General features: G+C 60.7%; 27 protein-coding genes. 16 read left to right on the plus strand and 11 right to left on the minus strand.

The annotated features are described in order from the left end of the window. Positions 1-51 precede the first annotated feature (51 nt). Positions 52-2,115, plus strand: a complete 2,064-nt coding sequence (locus AC13RM_RS18755; protein ID WP_488555415.1) for a M3 family metallopeptidase — start codon at positions 52-54, stop codon at positions 2,113-2,115. Between the two features lie 41 nt (positions 2,116-2,156). Here the strand turns inward: AC13RM_RS18755 and AC13RM_RS18760 are convergent, their stop codons facing one another. After that, positions 2,157-2,606, minus strand: coding sequence for a hypothetical protein (locus tag AC13RM_RS18760; RefSeq protein WP_285176706.1), 450 nt, complete (start codon positions 2,604-2,606; stop codon positions 2,157-2,159). A 121-nt stretch (positions 2,607-2,727) separates the two neighbouring features. Next, positions 2,728-3,192 carry a MarR family winged helix-turn-helix transcriptional regulator gene (locus tag AC13RM_RS18765; RefSeq protein WP_488555427.1) on the minus strand — a complete coding sequence of 155 codons (465 nt, stop codon included), beginning with the start codon at positions 3,190-3,192 and terminating at the stop codon, positions 2,728-2,730. A gap of 90 nt (positions 3,193-3,282) precedes the next feature. Between AC13RM_RS18765 and AC13RM_RS18770 the strand changes: the two genes are divergently transcribed. From AC13RM_RS18770 to ppa, 4 genes are all read left to right on the plus strand, one after another. Continuing rightward, positions 3,283-3,966, plus strand: a complete 684-nt coding sequence (locus AC13RM_RS18770; RefSeq protein WP_488555416.1) for a glutathione S-transferase family protein — start codon at positions 3,283-3,285, stop codon at positions 3,964-3,966. 232 nt (positions 3,967-4,198) lie between these two features. After that, entirely contained in the window at positions 4,199-6,016 is a 1,818-nt protein-coding gene (gene typA / locus AC13RM_RS18775; RefSeq protein WP_374819370.1) for a translational GTPase TypA, read from the plus strand. 199 nt (positions 6,017-6,215) lie between these two features. After that, positions 6,216-6,722, plus strand: coding sequence for a GNAT family N-acetyltransferase (locus AC13RM_RS18780; protein WP_069613362.1), 507 nt, complete (start codon positions 6,216-6,218; stop codon positions 6,720-6,722). 99 nt (positions 6,723-6,821) lie between these two features. Next, positions 6,822-7,358, plus strand: coding sequence for an inorganic diphosphatase (ppa, locus tag AC13RM_RS18785; RefSeq protein ID WP_069613363.1), 537 nt, complete (start codon positions 6,822-6,824; stop codon positions 7,356-7,358). Here the strand turns inward: ppa and AC13RM_RS18790 are convergent, their stop codons facing one another. Both AC13RM_RS18790 and AC13RM_RS18795 read right to left on the minus strand, forming a co-directional pair. Next, the gene (locus AC13RM_RS18790) at positions 7,359-7,676 is read right to left on the minus strand and encodes a DUF167 domain-containing protein (protein WP_285176709.1); all 318 of its coding nucleotides are present in this window, start codon (positions 7,674-7,676) and stop codon (positions 7,359-7,361) included. Beyond that, positions 7,673-7,996 carry a YggT family protein gene (locus AC13RM_RS18795; RefSeq protein WP_092717410.1) on the minus strand — a complete coding sequence of 108 codons (324 nt, stop codon included), beginning with the start codon at positions 7,994-7,996 and terminating at the stop codon, positions 7,673-7,675. The genes AC13RM_RS18790 and AC13RM_RS18795 overlap by 4 nt, the downstream gene beginning before the upstream one ends. A gap of 106 nt (positions 7,997-8,102) precedes the next feature. On the opposite strand from AC13RM_RS18795, the gene AC13RM_RS18800 reads away from it, so the two are divergent. Both AC13RM_RS18800 and AC13RM_RS18805 read left to right on the plus strand, forming a co-directional pair. After that, positions 8,103-9,359 (plus strand): MFS transporter, encoded by a 1,257-nt coding sequence (locus AC13RM_RS18800; protein ID WP_374822923.1) that lies wholly within the window; start codon positions 8,103-8,105, stop codon positions 9,357-9,359. A 10-nt stretch (positions 9,360-9,369) separates the two neighbouring features. Beyond that, on the plus strand, positions 9,370-9,999 hold the full coding sequence (locus tag AC13RM_RS18805; protein ID WP_374822920.1) for a poly-gamma-glutamate hydrolase family protein: 630 nt from the start codon (positions 9,370-9,372) through the stop codon (positions 9,997-9,999). On the opposite strand, the gene AC13RM_RS18810 is transcribed toward AC13RM_RS18805, so the two are convergent. The 6 genes from AC13RM_RS18810 to hemC form a co-directional block, all read right to left on the minus strand. Beyond that, positions 9,996-10,721 carry a glutamine amidotransferase gene (locus AC13RM_RS18810; RefSeq protein WP_285176754.1) on the minus strand — a complete coding sequence of 242 codons (726 nt, stop codon included), beginning with the start codon at positions 10,719-10,721 and terminating at the stop codon, positions 9,996-9,998. The genes AC13RM_RS18805 and AC13RM_RS18810 overlap by 4 nt on opposite strands. Then, positions 10,714-11,199 (minus strand): tellurite resistance TerB family protein, encoded by a 486-nt coding sequence (locus AC13RM_RS18815; RefSeq protein WP_374822917.1) that lies wholly within the window; start codon positions 11,197-11,199, stop codon positions 10,714-10,716. Before AC13RM_RS18815 ends, AC13RM_RS18810 begins: the two co-directional genes overlap by 8 nt. A gap of 111 nt (positions 11,200-11,310) precedes the next feature. Further along, positions 11,311-12,912 (minus strand): heme biosynthesis protein HemY, encoded by a 1,602-nt coding sequence (locus AC13RM_RS18820; protein WP_374822914.1) that lies wholly within the window; start codon positions 12,910-12,912, stop codon positions 11,311-11,313. Positions 12,913-12,927: 15 nt separating this feature from the next. Next, positions 12,928-14,223, minus strand: coding sequence for a COG4223 family protein (locus tag AC13RM_RS18825; RefSeq protein ID WP_374822911.1), 1,296 nt, complete (start codon positions 14,221-14,223; stop codon positions 12,928-12,930). Positions 14,224-14,303: 80 nt separating this feature from the next. Beyond that, positions 14,304-15,032, minus strand: coding sequence for a uroporphyrinogen-III synthase (locus AC13RM_RS18830; protein ID WP_374822908.1), 729 nt, complete (start codon positions 15,030-15,032; stop codon positions 14,304-14,306). 6 nt (positions 15,033-15,038) lie between these two features. Continuing rightward, positions 15,039-15,968: a hydroxymethylbilane synthase gene (gene hemC / locus AC13RM_RS18835; protein ID WP_113231511.1), complete on the minus strand. Its 930-nt coding sequence runs from the start codon at positions 15,966-15,968 to the stop codon at positions 15,039-15,041. Between the two features lie 84 nt (positions 15,969-16,052). On the opposite strand from hemC, the gene tsaD reads away from it, so the two are divergent. From tsaD to AC13RM_RS18860, 5 genes are read left to right on the plus strand one after another with little or no spacing between them, the layout of a single operon-like run. Then, positions 16,053-17,150 (plus strand): tRNA (adenosine(37)-N6)-threonylcarbamoyltransferase complex transferase subunit TsaD, encoded by a 1,098-nt coding sequence (gene tsaD / locus AC13RM_RS18840; RefSeq protein WP_374822905.1) that lies wholly within the window; start codon positions 16,053-16,055, stop codon positions 17,148-17,150. After that, positions 17,147-18,136, plus strand: coding sequence for an NAD(P)H-dependent glycerol-3-phosphate dehydrogenase (locus AC13RM_RS18845; protein WP_374822902.1), 990 nt, complete (start codon positions 17,147-17,149; stop codon positions 18,134-18,136). The genes tsaD and AC13RM_RS18845 overlap by 4 nt, the downstream gene beginning before the upstream one ends. Before the next feature lie 40 nt (positions 18,137-18,176). Next, positions 18,177-18,470 carry a YciI-like protein gene (locus AC13RM_RS18850; protein ID WP_374822899.1) on the plus strand — a complete coding sequence of 98 codons (294 nt, stop codon included), beginning with the start codon at positions 18,177-18,179 and terminating at the stop codon, positions 18,468-18,470. 3 nt (positions 18,471-18,473) lie between these two features. After that, on the plus strand, positions 18,474-18,905 hold the full coding sequence (locus AC13RM_RS18855) for an EVE domain-containing protein (RefSeq protein WP_113231516.1): 432 nt from the start codon (positions 18,474-18,476) through the stop codon (positions 18,903-18,905). Between the two features lie 30 nt (positions 18,906-18,935). After that, complete coding sequence (locus AC13RM_RS18860) at positions 18,936-19,586, plus strand: class I SAM-dependent methyltransferase (protein ID WP_374822896.1); 651 nt, start codon at positions 18,936-18,938, stop codon at positions 19,584-19,586. Positions 19,587-19,592: 6 nt separating this feature from the next. Here AC13RM_RS18860 and AC13RM_RS18865 read toward each other — a convergent pair whose 3' ends face one another. Then, positions 19,593-19,988, minus strand: coding sequence for a hypothetical protein (locus AC13RM_RS18865; protein ID WP_440479754.1), 396 nt, complete (start codon positions 19,986-19,988; stop codon positions 19,593-19,595). A 302-nt stretch (positions 19,989-20,290) separates the two neighbouring features. On the opposite strand from AC13RM_RS18865, the gene sdhC reads away from it, so the two are divergent. From sdhC to AC13RM_RS18885, 4 genes are all read left to right on the plus strand, one after another. Beyond that, a complete protein-coding gene (gene sdhC, locus AC13RM_RS18870; RefSeq protein WP_113231519.1) occupies positions 20,291-20,689 on the plus strand; it encodes a succinate dehydrogenase, cytochrome b556 subunit in 399 nt (132 codons plus the stop codon). Positions 20,690-20,753: 64 nt separating this feature from the next. Next, positions 20,754-21,134, plus strand: coding sequence for a succinate dehydrogenase, hydrophobic membrane anchor protein (gene sdhD / locus AC13RM_RS18875; protein WP_069613381.1), 381 nt, complete (start codon positions 20,754-20,756; stop codon positions 21,132-21,134). A 7-nt stretch (positions 21,135-21,141) separates the two neighbouring features. Further along, positions 21,142-22,998 carry a succinate dehydrogenase flavoprotein subunit gene (gene sdhA / locus AC13RM_RS18880; RefSeq protein WP_374822888.1) on the plus strand — a complete coding sequence of 619 codons (1,857 nt, stop codon included), beginning with the start codon at positions 21,142-21,144 and terminating at the stop codon, positions 22,996-22,998. Between the two features lie 17 nt (positions 22,999-23,015). After that, positions 23,016-23,795 (plus strand): succinate dehydrogenase iron-sulfur subunit, encoded by a 780-nt coding sequence (locus AC13RM_RS18885; RefSeq protein WP_112607823.1) that lies wholly within the window; start codon positions 23,016-23,018, stop codon positions 23,793-23,795. Positions 23,796-23,971 lie beyond the last annotated feature (176 nt).

Raw genomic sequence — 23,971 nt, forward strand, 5'->3', positions numbered from 1 at the left:
GCTAGCCTTATATCGTGCTTCGGTCAGATGTCTGTCGAAAGGATGCCCTGCATGTCTTCCCCTACCGCCGTCAATCCCGCGCTTACCGAATGGACCGGACATAAGGGGCTGCCGCGTTTCGATGCGGTGAAGGACACGGATTTTGCTCCCGCCTTCGATACGGCGCTTATGTCGCATGAGGCCGAGATCGATGCGATTGCCGGCAACAGCGACGCGCCGACCTTCGCCAATACCGTGATCGCGCTCGAAATCGCCGGCGATGAACTCTCGCGCATCTCGGCGCTGTTCTGGAACAAGGCAGGTGCGCATACGAACGAGACCATCCAGGCGCTGGAGCGCGAGATCGCGCCGAAGATGGCGCGGCACTATTCGAAGATCGGGACGAACGCAGCGCTCTTTGCCCGCCTTGATGCGCTTTGGGAGGGCCGCGACGCCCTTGGGCTGACGCTCGAGGAAACCCGTGTGCTGGAGCGGCACTGGAAGGGCTTCGTCAAGTCGGGCGCCAAGCTGCCGAAGGCAGAGCAAGAGCGGCTTTCTGCAATCAACGAGAAGCTTGCCGGCCTCGGCGCGCAGTTCGGTCAGAACGTCCTGGCGGATGAAAAGAGCTGGGCGCTGCTTTTGTCGGAGGAGGCCGATCTCGTCGGTCTTCCTGACTATCTGCGCGAGGCGATGGCAGCGGCTGCGCGCGAACGCGGCGACGAGGGCAAATATGCCGTCACCCTCTCGCGCTCGATCATCGAGCCGTTCCTGACGTCTTCCGAACGCCGTGACCTGCGCGAGCAGGCCTTCAACGCCTGGGTGGCGCGTGGCGCCAATGGCGGCAAGACCGACAATCGTGAGATCATTCGCGAGACTTTGGCCTTGAGGGCAGAAAAGGCGAAGCTGCTCGGCTATGCCAACTTCGCCGAACTCAAGCTTGACAACACCATGGCGAAGACGCCGGCCGCAGTGAACGATCTACTGATGACCGTGTGGGGCAAGGCGGCGGCGCGCGCAGCAGAGGAAGAAAAGGATATTGCGGCGCTGATCGCCGAAGAAGGCCGCAACCACGAGGTCATGCCCTGGGACTGGCGGCACTATGCCGAGAAGATCCGGACCCGGAAGTTCGATTTCTCCGAAACCGAATTGAAGCCCTATTTGCAGCTCGAAAAGATCATCGCGGCTTGCTTCGATGTCGCCGGCCGCCTGTTCGGCATCAAAGCCGTCGAACAGAAGGGTATTCCAGCCTATCATCCCGATGTGCGCGTCTTCGAGATCCGCGACCGCTCCGACAAGCTCGTCGCTTTGTTCCTCGGCGATTACTTTGCCCGCAGCTCGAAGCGTTCCGGCGCCTGGATGAGCTCGTTCCAGTCGCAGCACAAGCTGCCGCTGAAGAACGGCCATGTCGGCGAGCTGCCGATCATCTACAATGTCTGCAACTTCGCCAAGCCGGCGGAAGGCCGGCCGGCGCTGCTGTCGCTCGACGATGCCCGCACGCTGTTCCACGAGTTCGGCCATGCGCTGCACGGCATGCTTTCGAACGTCACCTATCCCTCGGTTTCGGGCACGGGCGTTTCCCGCGATTTCGTCGAACTGCCGTCGCAGCTCTACGAGCACTGGCTGACGGTTCCTGCCATCCTCAAGGAATATGCCGTGCATTATGAGACCGGCGCTCCGATCCCGCAGGCGCTGCTCGACAAGGTTCTGGCGGCGCGCACCTTCAATGCCGGCTTCAATACGGTCGAATTCACCTCCTCGGCATTGGTCGACATGGCATTCCATACGCGCGGTGTCGTCGAGGATCCGATGGCGGTACAAGCGCAGGTGCTGGCCGAGATCGGCATGCCGAAATCGATCGTCATGCGCCATGCGACGCCGCACTTCCAGCATGTATTTTCCGGCGACGGCTATTCTGCCGGCTACTATTCCTACATGTGGTCGGAAGTGCTCGACGCCGATGCCTTCGCCGCCTTCGAGGAAACCGGCGATGCCTTCAATTCGGACATGGCTGCAAAACTCAAAGGCAACATCTATTCCGTCGGTGGCTCGATCGATCCGGAAGATGCCTATAGGGCTTTCCGCGGCAAGCTGCCGAGCCCGGATGCGATGCTGAAGAAGAAGGGGCTGGCGGCCTGATCGGGCTGCCAGAGTGAAGCTCCGGATAGCGTATGCCTTGCCTAGTGACCGCCGTTCGTCTCCGGTTCGGGCCAAAGCTGTACGAGATAGCGGTCGTCTCCATGAAGTCCGTCTTCGCTGAGGGTGTCGATACCGGACATACACACCCGTATGCCTAGGAGTCCGGCCTTCACAGCAAGACGCGGGGCGTCGGGCTCGTAATCCGTCAATCCAGCCAAAACGAGTTGACCGGAAGGGCAGTCGAGCGTGGCTTCAGCCACATGCTGGTAGATGTCGAGATCAGTCGCCGGGCGTTGATCATGCCATTCAATTTGCACCGGCACAGCGGTATTGCGCGCCGTATGAAGAATGATCGCATTAGGCCCGACAGCGAGGCGGCGTGCAATCACTTCTTCCGTATAATCTTCAGGCAGGTCGGGATGGGCTTCGTCGCGCAGATATATTTGGAAGTAATCGGCAAAGAGATCGCCCTGATACAGGATCTTAAACATGTGTGTCTCGGCGAGCTGGCGGTTGTTTTCAGGCGGAGTGAAATTCGCATATCGGTTGCCCGAAGGCCAGCTTGCCGATTTATGTGACCGCGTTCGATCTGGGCGGGTTTTGCCTTGCGAGTCAGGATTTGCGAGAAAGCAAAGCTAACAGCTCAGCCAATTGGCGGGCTTGCCCATCGTCTAGCTTATCGCCCACATGGCGTTGAAGTGCCGACGCATAGACTGCCCACATGCGGCTGCGCATGGCACTTCCTGCTTCGGTGATAACGACCCAGCGGCCTCGGCCGTCCTCGGAAAATATCTCACGGTGAATAAGACCGGCCTTTTCCATCCGGTCGAGTAGGCGTGATAGGTTATGCTGGGCGAGGAGCGTGCGCTCCTCGATCTCATAAGGCCGCAACTTTCCCTCAACGGCTTGTGTCAGCTCCCATAGCACGTCGTACCAGCCGAGTGGCGGCAGGCCGGCCGCCTTCAAATCCTGCTCGATTGCCGCGAGGGTGATTTGCTGCGCGCGCATGAGGCGCACCCATGCTCGCGTGACGGCGGCGGAGGGCTTTGGGCGGGTACTATCTGAACGATCGAACATGGATGCAATTACATCTATATTGACCGAGCTTGCAAGTCTGGATATAGATGCAATTGCATCTATCTTAAACGAAGACCGGGAGATTTGATCATGTCCGACGCTAAACTGATCCTTGTCAGCCATTACCTTTGCCCCTACGTCCAGCGAGCTGCCATTACGCTTTCTGAAAAGGGTGCGCCATTTGAGGTCCGCTATGTCGATCTATCGGCAAAGCCCGATTGGTTTCTGGCGATTTCCCCGCTTGGTAAAGTTCCATTGCTGATCGTGCGGCAGGCCGACGGGTCAGAAACCGTATTGTTCGAAAGTTCGGTGATCTGCGAGTATCTCGAGGAAACCCAATCCGGCGCTCGGCTCCATCCGACCGATCCGCTCGCGCGTGCCCGGCATCGCGGCTGGATGGAGTTCGGTTCTTCCATCCTTTCGGATTTGTGGGGATTCGAGACCGCCAAAGACGAAGGAACCTATGAGGCCAAGCGCAAAGCGCTGATCGATAAATTTGCTCGTGTCGAGGCGGAATTGAGAAACGGTCCCTTTTTTGCCGGAGAGGCGTTCAGCCTGGTCGATGCAGTTTTTGCGCCGATATTCCGTTACTTCGATGTGTTCGACACCATTACATCGACCGGCGTTTTTGACGGGCTCCCGCATGTCAAGGCATGGCGCACAGAGTTGGCGTCGCGGCAAAGTGTGCGAGACGCGGTGACGCACGACTATCCCGAGCGCCTCAAAGCTTTCCTGGTCAATCACGACGCGTTCTTACTGAAACATGCCGCCTGACGGAACTGCGCAAATCCTGATCGAGGCGATTGCTTCATCTGAATTGGCGACGCGATAGAGAAGAGTTCGGCTGTCCAGGCGCGTAAGACTGATGCGTGAGGCACGAAAAGCCGGCATTCAGCCCCTTTCTTGCCTCCCCCCTTTCGCAATCGCGAAAAAAAGGCTATGAGCGCGCCAAATGCAATTGGCGTGTTACTGAAACACTGCGCCCCAGCCTCAGAGATTAAGACATATGGCACTTCGCAACATCGCGATCATCGCGCACGTTGACCATGGGAAAACCACCCTCGTCGACGAGCTCCTGAAGCAGTCCGGCTCGTTCCGCGAGAACCAGCGCGTTGCCGAACGCGTCATGGACTCCAACGATCTGGAAAAGGAGCGCGGCATCACCATTCTCGCCAAGGCGACTTCGGTCGTCTGGAAGGACACCCGCATCAACATCGTCGACACCCCCGGCCACGCCGACTTCGGCGGTGAAGTCGAGCGCATTCTCTCGATGGTGGACGGCGCGATCGTTCTCGTCGACGCTGCCGAAGGCCCGATGCCACAGACGAAGTTCGTCGTCGGCAAGGCGCTCAAGGTCGGCCTGCGCCCGATCGTTGCGATCAACAAGATCGACCGTCCGGATGCCCGCGCCGACGAAGTCATCAACGAAGTCTTCGACCTCTTCGCCAATCTCGACGCCACCGACGAGCAGCTCGACTTCCCGATCCTCTACGGTTCCGGCCGTAACGGCTGGATGAACTATTCGCCCGAGGGCCCGAAGGAAGAAGGCCTCGGCCCGCTTCTCGATCTCGTCGTCAAGCACGTTCCCGAGCCGACCGTCGGCGAAGGTCCGTTCCGCATGATCGGCACGATTCTCGAAGCCAACCCTTTCCTCGGCCGCATCATCACCGGCCGCATTCATTCCGGTTCGATCAAGCCGAACCAGGCCGTCAAGGTTCTGGGTGCCGATGGCAACCTCATCGAAACCGGCCGTATCTCCAAGATCCTCGCCTTCCGCGGCATCGAGCGCCAGCCGATCGAAGAAGCGCAGGCAGGCGACATCGTTGCCATCGCCGGCCTTTCCAAGGGTACGGTCGCCGACACCTTCTGCGACCCGCAGGTCAGCGAGCCGCTGATCGCACAACCGATCGATCCGCCGACCGTCACCATGTCCTTCATCGTCAACGACAGCCCCTATGCGGGCACCGAAGGCGACAAGGTCACCTCGCGCGTCATCCGCGACCGCCTTTTCAAGGAAGCCGAAGGCAACGTCGCGCTGAAGATCGAAGAAGCCGAAGGCAAGGACTCGTTCTACGTGTCCGGCCGTGGCGAATTGCAGCTCGCAGTTCTGATCGAAACCATGCGCCGCGAAGGCTTCGAGCTTGCCGTCTCGCGTCCGCGCGTCGTCATGCATAAGGATGAGAGCGGCCAGTTGCTCGAGCCGATCGAAGAAGTCGTCATCGACGTCGATGAAGAGCATTCCGGCATCGTCGTGCAGAAGATGTCCGAGCGTAAGGCTGAAATGTCGGAGCTCCGTCCTTCGGGCGGCAACCGCGTTCGTCTCGTCTTCCTGGCGCCGACCCGTGGCCTCATCGGCTATCAGTCGGAACTTCTGACGGATACGCGCGGCACGGCCGTCATGAACCGTCTGTTCCATGACTACCAGCCCTACAAGGGCGAAATCGGCGGCCGTGTGAACGGCGTGCTGCTCGCCAACGAAGCCGGCGAAGCTGTCGCCTATGCCCTGTTCAACCTGGAAGACCGCGGCCCGATGATCATCGACGCCGGCGAGAAGGTCTATGCCGGCATGATCATCGGCATCCACTCCCGCGACAACGACCTCGAAGTCAACGTGCTGAAGGGCAAGAAGCTCACCAACATCCGCGCCGCCGGCAAGGATGAAGCCGTGAAGTTGACCCCGCCGATCCGCATGACGCTCGACCGCGCGCTCTCCTGGATCCAGGACGACGAACTGGTGGAAGTGACGCCGAAGTCGATCCGCCTCCGCAAGATGTATCTCGATCCGAACGAGCGCAAGCGTTACGAGAAAGCCCGTCTGGCTTGATTGCTGTACCGCTTCGATGCATCCGACCCCGGCCATGTGCCGGGGTTTTTATTTGTATGTTCGGTTTTTGAGCTCTTGTCCTAAAGGTTAAAAAGTCGTTAATTTTTATCGATCATCCACGGATAAAGCCTGTGGGCAAGTCTGCCATCTTTATGAATGAGGATGGTTAATTCGCGTTGGTAAGACCAGAGTAGACGTTATGAAGACGTTGTCGATTGATGTTCGGCGGGCAGAACCCCATGATGCTCGAGCCATTTCGGAGGTGCACCGCCAATCCTGGCAGTACACCTATGCCGGCATCATTCCGCATCGCGCTCTCGGCCAGATGATCGAGCGCCGCGGCGAAGCCTGGTGGCGCAAGGCGACCAGCGGTCCGGCAACGCTGCTGGTTTTGGATGTCGCCGGCGAGATCGCAGGCTATGCCACGCTCGGCCTCAATCGTGCCCGCGCGCTGCCGCAGGAAGGCGAGATCTACGAACTCTATCTGCGCCCGCAATATCAGGGCCTCGGCCTTGGTCGCATGCTGTTCGGCGAGGCGCGCCGGCTCTTGAAGTCGCTCGGCTGCAAGGGGCTGGTCGTCTGGTGCCTCGAGGAAAATGAGAATGCCTACCGCTTCTATCGCGGGCAGGGCGGTGCGGATTTCTGCGAGGGCATCGAAACCTTCGATCATAGGCAGTTGCGCAAGATCGGCTTCGTCTGGCCTTGAGCGGCAACTAAATCAACCCCGTTTCCCGATGCGTTGTTGCGTTGCGGGATGAAACCTATTATTTGGCTGGCGGCAACCATCCTTATCTAGGGGACAAGCATGCGTATCGACGCGATTTCCATTGGCAAGAACCCGCCCGAAGACGTCAACGTCATCGTTGAAGTGCCGGTCGGCGGTCACCCGATCAAGTACGAAATGGACAAAGAGGCCGGCACGCTGGTCGTCGACCGTTTCCTCTACACGCCGATGACCTATCCGGGCAATTACGGCTTCGTTCCGCACACGCTCTCCGACGACGGCGACCCGATCGACGTTCTGATCGCCAACACCCGTCCGCTGGTTCCGGGCTGCGTCATCAATGTCCGCCCGATCGGTGTGCTGATGATGGAAGACAATTCCGGCAAGGACGAGAAGATCATCGCCGTACCCGCGCCGAAGCTGACCATGCGCTATGACAAGGTCAAGGAATATACCGACCTACCCGAGATCACGCTGAAGCAGATCGAGCATTTCTTCGAGCATTACAAGGATCTGGAGCCCGGCAAGTGGGTCAAGATCTTCGGCTGGAAGGGTTCGAAGGAAGCTGGCGAACTCATCGTCGAAGCCATCGAACGGGCCAAGAACACCAAGGCCTGATCAATCGACTTCAGTTACGGCGCAAAGCCTCTTTATCAAATCCTCCGGTTCGCCCTCGATCCGGAGGATTTTTTTGCGCGCAGTGTCGCCACCGATAAGGGCAAGCGTGGATTTGGGGATGCCGAGGCTCTTTGAAAGCAGGGCGATCAGCGCTTTGTTGGCCTTGCCCTTTTCGGGTGCTGCCGAAACGCGCGCCTTCAAATAGCATTCGCCGTCGGCGGCGGTTTCCAACCCATCGATCGCATCACGCCCGCCATTGGGCGTGAGCCGCACGGAAAGCCTGAGGTGATCCGGAAAGGCCTGCCAGGCTTTGTTCACCGCAGGAACAAGGGGACGATCGAATTCCACATCAGCGAGCGGATGAAGAAGATGATCAAGAGCAGGATGACCGGCGAGATATCGATGCCGCCGAGGTCAGGCAGAATGCGGCGGATCGGGCGCAGGGCCGGCTCAGTGACCGCATAAAGGAAGTTGCCGATGGAGCTGACGAACTGATTGCTCGAATTGATGACGTTGAACGCATAGAGCCAGGAAAAGATGGCGCTGGCGATCAAGATCCAGGTATAAAGATTCAAAGCCAGATCAATGGTTTGAAATAAGGCGAGCATATCCGTCTCCAATTCGCGGTTGACAGACATGTAGACATTGGCGACTAAACGGGCAAGTCCCATGCTCCGAAGCATGTTGAATCATGTTTAAAAGGCCGGCATTTGCGCTAGCGGCCGCATCGGAAAGTCTCGTCCCATGTCGTTCGCTGCCAGCGGAGACCGGTTTGCCGCCTTCAGGCACGTTGCCTATACTTATTTCTTCTTCGCGCGGTTTTTGACGGCCTTTGCCACGCAGGTCGTCAGCGTCTCCGTCGGCTGGCAGATGTATGAGCACACCGGCCAACCGCTCTATCTCGGTCTGATCGGCCTCGTGCAGTTCCTGCCGTCGCTTCTGCTGATCCTGGTAACGGGCACGGCTGCGGACCGCTACAACAGGCGACGGATTTCCGCGATCTGCATTTTCGTCGGCACCCTTTGTGCGGCTGCCCTGCTGTTCCTGACGGTATCCGGCACCTTCGCGCCGCTGCCCGTATTTCTGATCCTCACGGTCTTCGGCATAGAACGCGCCTTCATGACGCCGGCCATGCAGTCGCTGGCGCCCAACCTGATCCCGCCCGAAGACCTGACGAACGCCATCACATGGAACTCGATGTCATGGGATGCCGCCGCCATCCTCGGCCCCGTTGCCGGCGGCCTGCTTTACGGTGTCGGTGCCAACGTCGCCTATTCCGTGGCCGTGCTTTTCTTTGCGGCTGGCTCGGTGCTGACCTTCCTGATCCCGAAGCCGCAGCAGCGGATTGCGCATGAGAGGCGAAGCCTCAACGAGATGCTTGCCGGTTTCCGTTTCATCTGGTCGGAAAAAGTGGTGCTCGGTGCGGTCTCGCTCGATCTTTTTGCCGTACTGCTCGGCGGCGCCGTCGCGCTAATGCCCATCTATGCGCGCGATATCCTGACGCTTGGGCCCTGGGGTCTCGGCATGCTGCGCGCTGCGCCAAGCTTTGGTGCGATTGCCATGGGCCTTTTCCTGGCAACCTATCCTATCCGCAATCGGGCGGGTATCTGCATGTTTGCCGGCGTTGCCATGTTCGGCTTGGGAACCCTGATCTTCGGCATCTCGCACACGCCGTGGCTGTCGATAACGGCTCTCGCCATCATGGGCGCTTCCGACCTGATCTCTGTCTATGTGCGCGAAACGCTGATCACACTCTGGACGCCGGATCAGGTGCGCGGCCGCGTCAATGCCGTCAACATGGTCTTCGTCGGTGCGTCGAACGAGCTTGGCGAGTTCCGCGCCGGCACCATGGCGCATTATTTCGGCGCGATCCCCGCCGTTGTCATCGGAGGACTTGGCACGCTGACGGTCGCCATCCTATGGGCCACCGGTTTCCCGCAGCTTCGCCGGATCGACAGCCTGAACGCACCCGCTCGTGACGGCGAGCCGCAACCGGTTTGAAGGTTGCGCGATGACTAGGAAGTCGGACCGGTACAATTCGTTTTCGGCGCTTCGCGAGCATGAAACCGAAAGCGTCGATTATCGCATCCATATCGAGGATCGATCATCGAATGTCGCCGTTATCGCTCCCCACGGCGGCTTCATCGAGCCTGCCACGTCCGAGATCGCGCTGGCGATCGCGGATGAGAGGTTCTCCCTTTATTGTTTCGAAGGGCTCGATGCGGCGAGGCTCCATCATGAGCTGCACGTCACCTCCGAAAATTTCGATGAACCGATAGCAAATGGCTTGGTGGCCAAGTCGCCGATCGTCGTCGTCGTTCACGGGCGCACGGATCGGGATGATCCGCTGACGAGCTGGATCGGCGGTCTCGACACATTGCTTCGCGACGGGATCGTCAGGGCATTGCGGCTCAACGGTTTTGCGACGGCCGCGAGGGTGAAAGGGGAGGCGCTTGCTGGAACTTCCGCCGGCAATATCTGCAATCGCGGCAATCGGCAGGCCGGCGTCCAGCTCGAAATTCCGAGAGGCGTCAGGGATATTCTCATGAACGACGCGGAAAAGATGAAGCGATATGCGTCTGCGATCCGCGGCGCGATCGATCAATTCGATCGCGTTCTTTTGTCAGGCGAGGGCCTTTAGGCCGCCATTGCCTGCTTGCCCTCGAAAACGAGATTGAGGAATTCCGACAGCCAGGTCTTGAGTGCGGCGTCGAAGATCATGCGGCCTTCCAGATGCTCGCGGCCCTGCTGGGCGTTCGGCATGCAAAAGCGATGTTCGCCATGCACGACCCAGCGCTGCATCATGGCGCGCGTCAACTCGGCGTGAAATTGCAAGCCCCAGGCATTAGTGCCGTAGCGATAGGCCTGGTTAGGATAGGTCTCAGCCGTTGCCAGCAGGTCGGCGCCATGCGGCAGCTCGAAACCTTCGCGGTGAAAGTGATAGACCATTTGCGGCCAGCGCATCAGGAGGCGCCCCTTTTCCGTTGGCTGTAGTTCATACCAGCCGATCTCGGTCTTGCCGTCGTCACGTGCCTTCACCTTGGCACCGAGATGGCGGGCGAGCAGCTGCGCGCCCAGACAGATGCCGAGATAGGGGCGGTTTTCCTTAAGTGGTACCTTCAGCCAATCGGTCTCGGTCTTGATGAATTCGTCCGGGTCGTTGGCGCTCATCGGGCCGCCGAAGACCACGGCGCCGGCGTGGGCCTCGAGCGTGGAAGGCAAGGTATCGCCGAGGACCGGGCGGCGGATATCGAGATCGTAGCCCTTCTCCAGCAGCATCTGGCCGACGCGGCCGGGGCTGGAGCGTTCCTGGTGCAGAACGATCAATATCGGGCGGCCGGCGCTCTTCGGCGCTTCAATCATCATTGCCTGTCTCCACCCTGGAACCGGGTGCGCGTGCGGCTGCTTCCTGGCGCTTCATGATGCGCTCGCGGTCGGAAATGCCCATGAGGTCGGCGATGCGCCAGATGGCATGGTCTTCCATCTCGCTGCGCTCGCCATCGGCATAGACGATGTCCCAGAGGATGCCGAGCAGTTCGAGGCGTTGCGTGCCGTCGAGATGACGCTTCAGGTCCGAGGTGAAGCGATAATAGTCGACCGCCTCGCTCTCGGCTTCCTCGCCGGCGGCGATCAGCTGATCGAGCTTGCGGCCATCAAGCCCATACTGCTCCTTCAGCAGCTTGCGCAGCCGCTTCTTCTCGCTGTTCTCGATCTTGCCGTCCGCCTCCATCACCTGGATGCAGAGAGCTGCCACGGCGACACGCGGGTCGTCGGGTGCGAAACCGGATCTGGGATGGTCCTGGGTCAGGTTATGAAGGAATTCCTGAAAGCGTTCGAACATGCGTCTCCATTCTCAAAACGGGCAGAGCAGGGTTCTTGGGGCACCATGCTCCATCTTTTGTCTTCCGGAATTCCAGACGCAAAGCCGCTGCGCGCTATTGCCGGAATTGCTCTAGAACAACTTGAGCCGTGTCTTGGGTTCCGGTTCAAGTTTATGATCTTTGACGCCCGGATCATCAGGCGCGCCACCGAAGAAGGGCCGGGGCTCCGCATCCTGCGGCACTGGTTTTGGCGCTGCCTCGGATGCGCTTGAAGTGGGTTTCGCCACGGCGGGCTCCAATTCCATGACATAGGTATCGGCAACCGGCGATGCAACTTTCGGTGAACTTGGCTTTTCCGCTGCGGTTGCGGTCTCGCGCACCGGCGGCAGCGATTTCAGCGCTGCATCGACCAGCACCGTGGAGCCTTCTTCTACCGGTCCATCGATCTGGCCGAATGGTGCCTTCCATTCGAAGGCGTCGAGACGGCCGGTGATCGGCGACAGCGGCAGCCATTTTTCCGAGACGAAACCATCGGCGACCCAGGCCGGATCGCGTGGTGCGCGCAGCGCCTGCGCCATCCAATGGCGGACGCGGCCCTGATCGCCGGTTTCGGCCTCTTCGATATCGGCGAGAAGCAGGAAGGCGCCCTCGCGCGCATCGATCCGTGCGGCGGCTTCCGCTTTGGCGCGGGCCTTGCCGAAATCGCCCGCGTCCATTGCCGCTTTTGCGGTCAACAGCAGGGCTTCGACGTTGTTCGGGCGGATCGCCTCCAGCCTCTCGGCGCGCTTCAAACGGTCAAGAACGGAATCGCCGCTACGAGCTCGTACATAGGCCCTGCCGATTTCGGGATGCGGCTGCGCTTTCCAGACCTGCTCGAGAGTGGAAGCGGCCTTGCGCACTTTGTCTTCACGGAACAAGGCCTTGGCAGCGATCAGCGCTGCGGGCACGAAATCGTCCACGAGCTTCAAGGCCGCCAGCGCATCGTCGCGCGCGCCGGTGGGATCGCTTTCCAATTTCTCGTCGGCGCGTGCCGTAAGGAGTACGGCGCGTTGCCGGTTGGCTGTGGCCTTATCGACGACATGGGCAACCTTCTGCTGGTCCAGCAGCTTGATGGCATCATCCCAGCGGCCGGCCTGGCTGCGATATTCCAGCGTCGCCTGTGCCGCCCAGGGCAGGTACGGCGCCTGGTCGGCCGCTTTCTCGGCATATTGCCGCGCGGCTTCATGCGCGCCGAGGCGCTTGGCTTCGAGATAGAGGCCGCGCAGGCCGAGCTCGCGCGTTTCGGGATCATTGGCCATCTGCTCGAATTTCTGGCGAGCCTCGTCATGCTTGCCTTCGATCAAGGCGGCCTGGGCCTCGAGCAGATTGATGAGCGGCTCCTGATCGGCGCGGATAAGGCCACGAGTGCGCGCCGCCATCTTGCGGGCGAGCAGCGAATTGCCGGCGCCGGCGGCGATGAGGCCCGTCGACAACGCCTGATAGCCACGATCGCGCTTGCGGGCGCGGAAATAGCGGGTGACGGAGTATGGCGAGGTCCAGATCAACCGTACGAACCACCAGACGATCATCGCGGCGGCCACGATCGCAATGAGGATCGCGGCGGCTACGATCAGCTTTGTCTGGTAAAGCTGGCCTTCCCAGACCAGCGAGAGATCGCCGGGGCGATCCGCGAGCCAGGAGAAACCGTAGCCGAGAGCCAGAACGAGAATGGCGAAGATAAGCAGTCTGATCATTGCTACGCTCCGTCCTTAGTTCTGTTTCCCGGTATTGGCGATCGCCTTAGAAAGGGCGTCGCTTACCAGATCCTCGACGCGGATGCGTGCCTCCAGCGATTGCTTGAAGGCGGCCGATGCGGATTTGGCGGCATCGGGCAGGCTGTTCCACTCGGTCACCGCGCCCGGCAGATCGCCATTCCTGACCTTGTCCTCAAAGCGGGCGGCGATGGCATCGACGCTGTCGCCGGGGACGTTGCCGACGGGGCGGACCTGCACCAGCGATTTCGCTCCCGACATCAGCCGGCTGCTCCAGCTCTGGTTCGGATCGTCGGTTTGTGCAGTGGCGACGATTGCAGTCGCGACATCGGAAACCTGACGGATCAGATCGGCACGAGAGGGTACGCCGGTCTGGGCGAAATTCTTGAGATCTGCGACGGCGGGATCGTCCGGCGCAACATTGGCAAAGGTGTCGAGCTCAGGCTGGAAGGGGCCGCCGCGGTCGATTGCGGCTTTCAACGCCGCAGCTGCGATGGCGCGGGCAACCGCGCTTTCCTGGCTCGGCCCGCTTAGCTTCTTTTCGGCGTCATCAAGACGCTTGCTGACCTCGGCATCGGAGGTTGCCTGGCTCTGCGTCGCCTTGCTGAGATCCGATTTCAGCTGCTCGACCTCGCTGGTGAGCGAAGCGATCTTCTGATCTGAAGCGGGGTTTGCTGTGCCACCCGGGCCATTTGTCCCCGAGCCATTCGTCAAAGCGCCGTTGGCAGCGCTCGTCTCAAGCGCTGCGACGCGAGCCGTCAGCGCTTCGTCCGGTTTTGCGGCTGGTGCGGCGGCGAGATTGGCGATGCTCTGCTTAAGACCGTCGATCTCCGCATTCAGCGTTGCGATCTCGGTAGAGCTGTCCTTGCCTGCGCGACCGCCAGGCAGAAAGCCCGCATATTGCAGGGCGCCGGCGCAGATGAGGGCGATCAGGCCGCCGGTGATGCCGGCCGCGATAAGGCCTGATGTCGAACCCTCGCGCGACTGCAGACGCTCGGTATGCGGCGGATGGTCGGCACGGGAGGGCGGAGGATCGGCCTGCTGCGCAGCGGCTGCTTGCGTTTCTTGCGGCGCGGCGCCGAAGATCGATTCCTGAGCTTCCTCGCGAAACGGCTCCTTCTCCGCTTCCAGCGGCATTTCCACTTCATCAGCCGAGGAGCCGCCAAGCTCGCCATGGCTGCGCTCGGTCAAATCTTCGGGAGCTGCGTCCTGCGCAGTTTTTTCGGCTTCCAGATCGATCGTGACCGGTTCGTCGTTGGGCTTCGAATGGTTAGGCGTTTTTCGCGATACCATGAGGTCCTCTTTATCATGCGCTGCAACGAAGTTAGACAGACAAGGCGATTATGGAAAGGCCTTACATCAAAATTGCGACCTTAGGCGCGGACCAGAAGCGCCATAAGCCGGTCTTCATTCGGCATGTCGGCAATATCGACACGGGATCGCATCGGCTCCGGAACTGCGCTGGCGATGGTTTCGCTCAGGCAGAGAAATCGTGTTTCGACGAAGATGCCAGGGTTGTGCCGAAGGAATGGCAGGCTGAAAAAGCGTTTCGCCGTCTCGTGGGAATAAAGCAGCACGGCGTCCGCACGGGTGTCGGCGAAAAGCCGGCGAAGAATGTTGTCGTCGGGGACGATATTCTGCATCCGGTAGCATTCGATGATCAGGAAAGGCAGGTGTCGCTCAGCCAATCCGGCTTCGAAGCCAGCCGCCCGCGGAGAACCCGCGAGATAGAGGAGGGGGCCGTTGTCCAGGTCTGAGGGATGGTCGGAGATCATGGCGGCAAGTTCTGTACCGCCGCCTTCGGATATGGCGATATTGCTGAATCCAAGATCAGTCGCTTCTTTGGCTGTGGCCTTTCCGACGGCAAAAAGGCGACGACCAAGATAAGGCGTAAGATCGGAACCCAATAGCGAAAGCGTCCGGATCGCCTCGGCGCTGGTGACGGCGACGGCGCCCTGCGTGGCCAGGAGCGCTCGTCTCGCCTCCTCGACATCGTGGACAGGTTCAGCCAGCGGCAGCAGCAGGGGTTCGTGTCCCATCTGCGCCAGCCGCCGTATGGTGCGCTCACCCGAATGCTGAGGGCGGGTGACGACGACGCGCATCCTTTATCAGGTCCAGTCTTCGAAGAAGGTGCTGCCGGCCTCGGCGCGGATCGCCTGGCCGGCATTGATGCCGAGCGCCTCGGCATCACGGCGGTGGCCCTCGATGGTGGTCGTATGCACTTGGCGGCCATCCGGGGTGAGGATCATGCCGAAGAAGCGCAGATGATCGCCTTCGCAAATTGCGTAGCCGGCTATCGGCGTGCGACAGGAGCCGTCTAGCACCGCCAGGAAGGCACGCTCGCAGGATACGGCGTCGAAAGTCGGCGCGTCATTCACGGCGGCGAGCAGGTCGTTCATCCTGATATCGTCAATGCGGCTTTCGATTGCTATGGCGCCCTGTGCGGGCGCTGGAGGGAATTCGTCCGGGTCGAGAATATCGGTGATGACCTCGACCATGCCCAGTCGCTTCAGGCCGGCAAGCGCCAGCAAGGTCGCGTCGGCCTGTCCCTCTTCCAGTTTGCGAAGACGGGTCTGGACCGAGCCGCGGAAGGTAATGACGTTGATATCCGGGCGCAGACGGCGGATCAGCGCCTGGCGGCGCAACGATGCGGAGCCGACCGTTGCGCCATGCGGCAGCTCGATCAGTTTCGGCGCGGTGCGGCCGATGACGGAATCGCGGATATCTTCGCGCGGCAGATAAGCGGTGAGCGCCAGGCCTTGGGGCAGCTTCGTTGCCATATCCTTGGCGGAGTGGACGGCAAAGTCGAGCTCGCCGGAAATCAGCTTCTCTTCCAACTCTTCCGTGAACAGGCCTTTGCCGCCGATTGCCGCGAGCGACCGGTCGGTAATGCGGTCGCCCTTGGTGGTGAGAACGACGATTTCGAACATCTCTTCCGGAAGGCCATGGGCCGCCATCAGGCGGTCGCGTGCCTCGTGCGCCTGGGCGAGCGCTAGCGGGCTGCCGCGCGTGCCGATCCGGAAAGGTTTTGTTTGCATCCGCTTTGATCCGTTGTTACCGACAGTTCCCGTAACCATATTTCCGCTTTATCGCAATCGACCTGTAGGCAACGAACTTTCTCCATGGCATCCATTCTTCGCATTCTCGGCATCGAAACAAGCTGCGACGAAACCGCTGCAGCTATTGTCGAGCGCCGGGATGACGGCACGCCCACGGTCCGTTCCGATGTCATCCTCAGCCAGTTGGACGAGCATAGCGCCTATGGCGGCGTCGTGCCGGAAATTGCTGCGCGTGCGCATGTCGAGGCGCTCGATACGCTGATCGACGAAGCATTGAAACGCGCCAATGTGTCGCTTTCAGACGTCGATGCCATTGCCGCCACGTCCGGCCCGGGCCTCATCGGCGGGCTGCTCGTCGGCCTGATGACCGGCAAGGCGATCTCACGTGCCACAGGCAAGCCACTATACGCCATCAACCATCTGGAAGGCCATGCCCTGACGGCGCGGCTGACCGATGGACTTGCGTTTCCCTATCTCATGCTGCTCGTCTCCGGCGGCCATACCCAGCTGATCCTGGTGCGCGGCGTCGGCCAATACGAGCGCTGGGGCACGACCATCGACGATGCGCTCGGCGAAGCCTTCGACAAGACGGCCAAGCTTCTGGGGCTGCCCTATCCCGGCGGCCCTGCCGTGGAGGCAGCCGCGAAAAACGGCAATCCGGACCGCTTCGATCTGCCGCGGCCGCTGGTCGGCGAAACGCGCCTCGATTTTTCCTTTTCCGGCCTAAAGACTGCGGTACGTCAGGCTGCGACGGCGATTGCGCCTGTCACGGAGCAGGATATCGCCGATATCTGCGCCTCCTTCCAGAAGGCAATCTCGCGCACGCTGAAAGATCGCATCGGTCGGGGCCTGCAGCGCTTCAGGACGGAGTTTCCGAAGACTGAGGAAAAGCCGTCGCTTGTCGTGGCAGGTGGCGTTGCCGCCAATCTCGAGCTGCGCCGCACGCTGCAGGAGCTTTGCGATGCCAACGGTTTCCGCTTCATCGCGCCGCCATTGAGACTGTGTACGGATAATGCCGTCATGATCGCCTGGGCCGGACTGGAGCGCATGGCGACGGGTGCCGCACCTGACGATCTCGATGTGCAGCCGCGCTCGCGCTGGCCGCTGGATCAGAAGGCGGAGACCCTGCTCGGACATGGCAAACGAGGAGCGAAGGCATGAGCGGCAAGGAGCGGATCGCAGTCATCGGCGCCGGCGCTTTCGGCACGGCGCTTGCCGCCGTCGTCGCGCTGACCGGTCGTGCCGATGTGGTGCTCGTCGGACGCAACGCAGGGCTTATGGCGGATCTTGCCGCCGATCGCATGCATGATGCCGCCTTGCCTGGCATCGACCTTCCGGATTCGCTGCAGTTTTCAGCCGAGCCGGATGCGATTTCCAATGCCGGCATCCTGCTTTTTGCCATGCCCTCACAGGCGCAGGCCGATGCTGCCCGTCATTATGGCCCTTATCTCGCCAAGGATGCGGTCGTCGTTACGTGCGCGAAGGGCATCGACAAGGTCTCCGGCGATCTGCTGACCGATATGCTGGAGCGAGAGTTGCCGCAGCATGCGATTGCCGTGCTCTCAGGCCCGGGCTTTGCCGCCGACATTGCCAAGGGACTGCCGACGGCCATGGCGATCGCCGCCGCCGATATGGCGGTGGCCGAGAGACTCGCGCAGGCGATTTCCGGTCCAACCTTCCGTCTTTACGCCTCAGATGACCGCATCGGCGTGCAGCTCGGCGGCGCATTGAAGAATGTTCTCGCGATTGCCTGCGGTATCGTCGAGGGCCGTGGCATCGGCGATTCCGCGCGCGCGGCACTGATCAGCCGCGGCCTTGCCGAGATGTCGCGCTTCGTTGCGGCAAAGGGGGGCAAGGCTGAAACGGTGCGCGGCCTGTCGGGTCTTGGCGACCTCGTGCTGACGGCCACCAGCCATCAATCTCGCAATCTGCGATTCGGTATTGCGCTGGGTGAAGGCAAGGCTGCCGATCCGACGGGTGGCACGCTGGTCGAAGGCGCCTATGCCGCCTCCATCGCCGCGCGGCTTGCTCAAGAGCTCGGCGTCGACATGCCGATCACCGACGCGGTGTCCGCCATCATCGACGGCAAGCTCGACATAGCCACGGCCATCGGGCAATTGATGACGCGGCCGATCACAACGGAATAGTTTCTGGGAATAATTTCTGAATATCTGAAGGAGCCAAGCAATGCTGTTTGCCTTTGTCTGCAAGGACAAGCCCGGTCACCTGAATGTTCGCATGGATACGCGCCCGGCGCATCTGGAGCATCTGAACAAGCTCAATGCCGAAGGCACGTTGAAGATGGCCGGTCCATTCCTGGATGCGGACGGCAAGCCGAACGGTAGTCTCGTTGTCGTCAAGGCTGAGAGCGCCGAGGCCGCCAAGGCGATTGCCGATGCCGATCCCTATACGAAGGCCGGTCTGTTCGAGAGTGTCGAGATCAAGCCGTTCAACTGGGTCTTCAACAATCCGGAGGCATGAGATATGGCGCATTGGCTTTATAAATCCGAGCCGTCCTCCTGGTCCTGGCAGCAGCAGAAGGATGCCGGCGCAAAAGGGACCGAATGGACCGGCGTGCGCAACTATCTCGCCCGCAACAACATGCGGGCCATGCAGATCGGCGACAAGGGTTTCTTCTATCACTCCAATGACGGGCTGGAGGTCGTCGGCATCGTCGAGGTCTGCGCGCTGGCGCATCCGGATTCGACCGCCAAGGACGATCCGCGCTGGGAGTGCGTCGACATCCGCGCGGTGCGCGACATGCCGAACCCGGTGACCCTCAAGGACATCAAGGCCAATCCGAAGCTTTCGCAGATGGCACTCGTTACCTCCATGCGGCTTTCGGTGCAGCCGGTGACGGATGATGAATGGCTCGAAGTCTGCCGCATGGGCGGTCTGGACAATCCGCCGGTCTGATTCCGCCTCGTTTGGCAGGTGGGAGATTCATTGAAAACCGATCCGGAAAGCTTCATCCGTGCCAATACCAGCCTTATGGCGCCGCCGCATGTGCCGGAAATCCGGCTGCATCTGGCAAGCGAGGCGCATGAACTGTGGCTGAAGACGGAGGAGGAGCTGGAAGCGATCGGCCTGCCGCCGCCCTTCTGGGCCTTTGCCTGGGCGGGTGGCCAGGGTCTCGCGCGCTACATCCTCGATCATCCAGAGATCGTTGCCGGCAGAAGCGTCCTGGATTTTGCCAGCGGCTCCGGGCTTGTCGCGATTGCTGCCAAACGTGCGGCTGCGCGGCATGTGCTTGCCGTGGATATCGATCCATGGGCGAGCACTGCGATCCGGCTCAATGCCCTTGAAAACGATGTGGCCCTGAATTTTTCCAGCGATGATATTATCGGGCAGACCGTGGATGCGGGCGTCATTCTTGCCGGCGATGTCTTCTATGATCGCGATTTTGCCGCGGGCCTCGTTCCCTGGCTAAGACGTTTGGCGGGCGACGGGAAGACGGTTCTGGTCGGCGATCCCGGCAGAGCCTATCTTCCCAAGGATCGTCTGGAAGAGCAGGCAACCTATCAAGTGCCGGTGACGCGGGCGCTCGAGGACAGCGAAGTCAAGAAAACGACGGTCTGGCGATTTCTCGCCGATTGACAGCCATCAGTGCCGGATGACGCAGACGCCTGCTTCGTATGAGCAGGGATTGCCGGCATAGCGGACATCGATGACCTTCGCCTTCGGCCGCAGCTGCACGGTAGCGGGCTGGGCATAAGGATTGTAGCCGCCATAGCCAATAACATAGGTGCCGCCATCGGCCCGATAGACGTCGGCCGAGCCGGCATAGCTGCCGGCGCTTGCTGCGTCGCGTCGTTCCATGATCACGATCCGGGCGGGTTGCTGCCCCGAACCCTGCGGCTGGGATATCTGGTTGAGGCGCACGATGCCGGAGCGGTCGTGATGGTGCCAGTGGCGATAGTCGCTGGCCGAAGTCGGCGTCGAGGGAAGAGCGGCTGCCGCTAAAACGAGCGCTGTTGCCTTGAAAAGATGCGGGGCCATGATTCGATCCGCTTCGGTTCGTTAATGAAATCTTAACGGCAGATTGCCCGAAGACCGCAGCGAAGTCCATGTCAAGCTTGCCGAAATGGTAAATGGGCCGGAATGGGAGGCTCTTCTCTGCATGCTCGCTAAAGTGCAGTGCGATCCGAATCGATTAAATTCGATGCAGGCCTCAATTGTGCTTGTCGATGGGCGTCTCTGTGATTATTGGTCGCAATGATGCAACGCACACTGCACGTCTCTGCGCGCGCGTTGCCCCGGATATCCGGGATCTAAGCGTACCGTAACGCCGCGAGGTTCTGATGGCGAACGTCACACAAAACCGGCCTCTGTCGCCGCATCTGCAAATCTACAAACCCATCCCCACCATGGTCATGTCGATCGTTCACCGCATCACCGGCGGCGCGCTCTACTTCGGCACACTGCTGGTCGCCTGGTGGCTGATCGCCGCGGCGACGGGTCAGGGCTATTTCGATCTGGTCAACTGGATCATGGGCACGATCATCGGCCGCATCGTCCTGCTCGGCTACACCTGGGCGCTGCTGCACCATATGCTTGGCGGTCTGCGCCATTTCGTGTGGGATCTCGGGCATGGTTTCGATCCCGCCGTTTCGACCAGGATGGCCAAGGCCACACTCATCGCCTCGATCTGTCTGACCGCGCTGGTCTGGATCATCGGCATCGCCATCCGGCTGGGTTGATTGGCATGATCGCTACCGGAAGCGCTTGGGCGCATTTCGGATCATGCTTTAAAGGATATTTCTCATGGATATGCGCACTCCTCTGGGCAAAGTCCGCGGTCTCGGTTCCGCAAAGGAAGGTACCGATCATTTCTGGCGCCAGCGCCTGACCGCCGTTGCCAACGTTCCACTTTTCCTCTTCTTCGTCATCTTCCTGATGATCTATGCCGGCGCGCCCTACGCTGAAGTCGTGCATGCAATCTCGAACCCGATCGTCGCTGTCATCTTCGGCCTTATGGTGATCTCCGCCCTCATTCATATGAAGATCGGCATGCAGGTCATCATCGAGGACTATGTTCATGGCGAATTCGCCAAGATCGTCCTTCTTATGCTCAACACGTTCTTCGCGATCGTGGTGGCGGGGCTCTGTCTTTTCGCCATTCTGAAGATCGCGTTCGTAGGATAATTGCATCATGGCACCGAACTCATCCGCTCAGAATGGGCCCGCTCAAAACGGGAAAGCCTACAAGTATATCGACCACTCCTATGACGTGATCGTCGTCGGCGCCGGCGGTGCCGGCCTGCGCGCCACGCTCGGCATGGCCGAACAGGGCTTCCGCACCGCCTGCATCACCAAGGTCTTCCCGACTCGCTCGCACACCGTCGCAGCCCAGGGCGGCATCGCCGCCTCGCTGCAGAACATGACGCCTGACAGCTGGCAGTGGCACCTCTACGACACCGTCAAGGGCTCCGACTGGCTCGGCGATGTTGATGCCATGCAGTACATGGTGATGGAAGCGCCGAAGGCTGTCTACGAGCTCGAGCACTATGGCGTGCCCTTCTCGCGCAACGAAGAAGGCAAGATCTATCAGCGTCCGTTCGGCGGCCACATGCAGAATTTCGGCGAGGGACCGCCGGTGCAGCGCACCTGTGCCGCCGCCGACCGTACCGGCCACGCCATCCTGCATACGCTCTACGGCCAGTCGCTGCGCAACAATGCGGAATTCTTCATCGAATATTTCGCGCTCGACCTCATTATGTCCGACGATGGCAGCCGCTGTACCGGCGTCGTTGCCTGGTGCCTCGATGACGGCACGATCCATCGCTTCGCCGCCAAGATGGTGGTACTGGCGACCGGTGGCTACGGCCGCGCCTATTTCTCGGCAACATCCGCCCATACTTGCACCGGCGACGGTGGCGGCATGGTGGCTCGCGCCGGCCTGCCGCTGCAGGACATGGAATTCGTGCAGTTCCATCCGACCGGCATCTACGGCTCCGGTTGCCTCATCACCGAAGGTGCCCGCGGCGAAGGCGGTTATCTCGTCAATTCCGAAGGCGAGCGCTTCATGGAGCGCTATGCGCCTTCGGCGAAGGACCTTGCTTCGCGTGACGTCGTTTCGCGCTGCATGACGCTTGAGATCCGCGAGGGTCGCGGCGTCGGCAAGAACAAGGATCATATCTTCCTGCATCTCGACCATCTCGATCCGGCCGTCCTGCACGAGCGTCTTCCCGGTATTTCCGAAAGCGCACGCATCTTCGCCGGCGTCGATGTGACCCGCGATCCGATCCCCGTCCTGCCGACCGTTCACTACAATATGGGCGGGATTCCGACGAACTACTGGGGCGAGGTGCTGAACGCCGACAGCAACAATCCCGAGCGCGTGCTGCCGGGCCTGATGGCCGTCGGCGAAGCCGGCTGCGCTTCGGTGCATGGTGCCAATCGCCTCGGCTCCAACTCGCTGATCGACCTCGTGGTGTTTGGCCGTGCCGCCGCTATCCGCGCCGGGCAGGTCATCGACCGCGTCGGCCCGGTTCCGCCTGTGAATGTCGCTGCCTGCGACAAGATCATCGAGCGCTTCGACCGTCTGCGCCACGCTAGCGGCTCGACACCGACGGCAGCACTGCGCGAAAAGATGCAGCGCGCCATGCAGGAAGATGCGGCCGTGTTCCGCACCCAGGAATCGCTGGAATCCGGCTGCCGCCGTCTTTCGGAAATCTGGGGTGAAATGTCCGACATCAAGGTCACCGACCGTTCGCTGATCTGGAATTCCGACCTCGTCGAAACGCTGGAGCTGCATAATCTGATGGCCAACGCCATCACGACGATCTATGGCGCCGAGGCCCGCAAGGAAAGCCGCGGTTCGCATGCCCGCGAAGACTATACCGAGGGCAAGTTCGCCGGCCGCGACGACGAGAACTGGCGCAAGCACACGCTTGCCTGGGTCAACGAGGCGGGCGACGTGAAGCTCGACTATCGTCCGGTTCACACCGACCTGATCGCCGAAGGCATCGATCCGCACAAGATCGAGCCGAAGGCACGCGTGTACTGATCTGAGAGGAACTGACCATGGTTGAACTCGCTCTCCCCAAGAACTCTCAGATGCGCGAAGGCAAGGTCTGGCCGAAGCCGGTCGGCGCCAAGAACACGCGCGAATTCCGCGTCTATCGCTGGAGCCCGGATGACGGCCAGAATCCGAGCATTGACACCTATTATATCGATGTCGACGATTGCGGCCCGATGGTGCTCGACGGTCTGCTCTATATCAAGAACAACATCGACCCGACGTTGACCCTGCGCCGCTCCTGTCGCGAAGGCATTTGCGGCTCCTGCGCGATGAACATCGACGGCACCAACACGCTCGCCTGCACCAAGGGTCTGGACGAGATCAAGGGCACGGTGAAGGTCTATCCGCTGCCGCACATGCCCGTCGTCAAGGACCTCGTGCCGGATCTGACGAATTTCTATGCCCAGCACCGCTCGATCGAACCTTGGCTGAAGACGGTATCGCCGCCGCCGGCCAAGGAATGGAAGCAGAGCCATGAAGACCGCCTGAAGCTCGACGGCCTCTACGAATGCATCCTGTGCGCCTGCTGCTCGACCTCCTGTCCGAGCTACTGGTGGAACGGCGACCGTTACCTGGGGCCGGCCGTTCTGTTGCAGGCCTATCGCTGGCTGATCGATTCCAGAGACGAAGCCAAGGGCGAGCGCCTCGACAATCTCGAGGATCCGTTCCGCCTCTATCGCTGCCATACGATCATGAACTGCGCCCAGACCTGCCCGAAGGGTCTGAACCCGGCCAAGGCGATCGCCGAAATCAAGAAGATGATGGTCGAGCGGCGGGTCTGACCCGCCGTTTCCGGTCATTTGACCGCGAACGAAAGAAAGAATGCTTCGGTAGATTTGCCGAAGCGGCCGAGTGGCCTACAGGCAAGATGATGTATCATCCCGTCTCGGATGGACCAGTCAGGACGGCGAAATTTTCCACTTGCGTCCATTTTGGGTGAGGCTGTCAGAGATTAGCC

This window comes from Martinezella sp. CNPSo 3732, from assembly GCF_057784515.1.

Coding starts and splice junctions, on each gene's coding strand:
- AC13RM_RS18755 (WP_488555415.1), top strand. CDS start 52: ATGTCTTCCCCTACCGCCGTCAATCCCGCGCTTACCGAATGGACCGGA.
- AC13RM_RS18760 (WP_285176706.1), bottom strand. CDS start 2,606: ATGTTTAAGATCCTGTATCAGGGCGATCTCTTTGCCGATTACTTCCAA.
- AC13RM_RS18765 (WP_488555427.1), bottom strand. CDS start 3,192: ATGTTCGATCGTTCAGATAGTACCCGCCCAAAGCCCTCCGCCGCCGTC.
- AC13RM_RS18770 (WP_488555416.1), top strand. CDS start 3,283: ATGTCCGACGCTAAACTGATCCTTGTCAGCCATTACCTTTGCCCCTAC.
- typA (WP_374819370.1), top strand. CDS start 4,199: ATGGCACTTCGCAACATCGCGATCATCGCGCACGTTGACCATGGGAAA.
- AC13RM_RS18780 (WP_069613362.1), top strand. CDS start 6,216: ATGAAGACGTTGTCGATTGATGTTCGGCGGGCAGAACCCCATGATGCT.
- ppa (WP_069613363.1), top strand. CDS start 6,822: ATGCGTATCGACGCGATTTCCATTGGCAAGAACCCGCCCGAAGACGTC.
- AC13RM_RS18795 (WP_092717410.1), bottom strand. CDS start 7,996: ATGTCTGTCAACCGCGAATTGGAGACGGATATGCTCGCCTTATTTCAA.
- AC13RM_RS18800 (WP_374822923.1), top strand. CDS start 8,103: ATGTCGTTCGCTGCCAGCGGAGACCGGTTTGCCGCCTTCAGGCACGTT.
- AC13RM_RS18805 (WP_374822920.1), top strand. CDS start 9,370: ATGACTAGGAAGTCGGACCGGTACAATTCGTTTTCGGCGCTTCGCGAG.
- AC13RM_RS18810 (WP_285176754.1), bottom strand. CDS start 10,721: ATGATTGAAGCGCCGAAGAGCGCCGGCCGCCCGATATTGATCGTTCTG.
- AC13RM_RS18815 (WP_374822917.1), bottom strand. CDS start 11,199: ATGTTCGAACGCTTTCAGGAATTCCTTCATAACCTGACCCAGGACCAT.
- AC13RM_RS18820 (WP_374822914.1), bottom strand. CDS start 12,912: ATGATCAGACTGCTTATCTTCGCCATTCTCGTTCTGGCTCTCGGCTAC.
- AC13RM_RS18825 (WP_374822911.1), bottom strand. CDS start 14,223: ATGGTATCGCGAAAAACGCCTAACCATTCGAAGCCCAACGACGAACCG.
- AC13RM_RS18830 (WP_374822908.1), bottom strand. CDS start 15,032: ATGCGCGTCGTCGTCACCCGCCCTCAGCATTCGGGTGAGCGCACCATA.
- hemC (WP_113231511.1), bottom strand. CDS start 15,968: ATGCAAACAAAACCTTTCCGGATCGGCACGCGCGGCAGCCCGCTAGCG.
- tsaD (WP_374822905.1), top strand. CDS start 16,053: ATGGCATCCATTCTTCGCATTCTCGGCATCGAAACAAGCTGCGACGAA.
- AC13RM_RS18845 (WP_374822902.1), top strand. CDS start 17,147: ATGAGCGGCAAGGAGCGGATCGCAGTCATCGGCGCCGGCGCTTTCGGC.
- AC13RM_RS18850 (WP_374822899.1), top strand. CDS start 18,177: ATGCTGTTTGCCTTTGTCTGCAAGGACAAGCCCGGTCACCTGAATGTT.
- AC13RM_RS18855 (WP_113231516.1), top strand. CDS start 18,474: ATGGCGCATTGGCTTTATAAATCCGAGCCGTCCTCCTGGTCCTGGCAG.
- AC13RM_RS18865 (WP_440479754.1), bottom strand. CDS start 19,988: ATGGCCCCGCATCTTTTCAAGGCAACAGCGCTCGTTTTAGCGGCAGCC.
- sdhC (WP_113231519.1), top strand. CDS start 20,291: ATGGCGAACGTCACACAAAACCGGCCTCTGTCGCCGCATCTGCAAATC.
- sdhD (WP_069613381.1), top strand. CDS start 20,754: ATGGATATGCGCACTCCTCTGGGCAAAGTCCGCGGTCTCGGTTCCGCA.
- sdhA (WP_374822888.1), top strand. CDS start 21,142: ATGGCACCGAACTCATCCGCTCAGAATGGGCCCGCTCAAAACGGGAAA.
- AC13RM_RS18885 (WP_112607823.1), top strand. CDS start 23,016: ATGGTTGAACTCGCTCTCCCCAAGAACTCTCAGATGCGCGAAGGCAAG.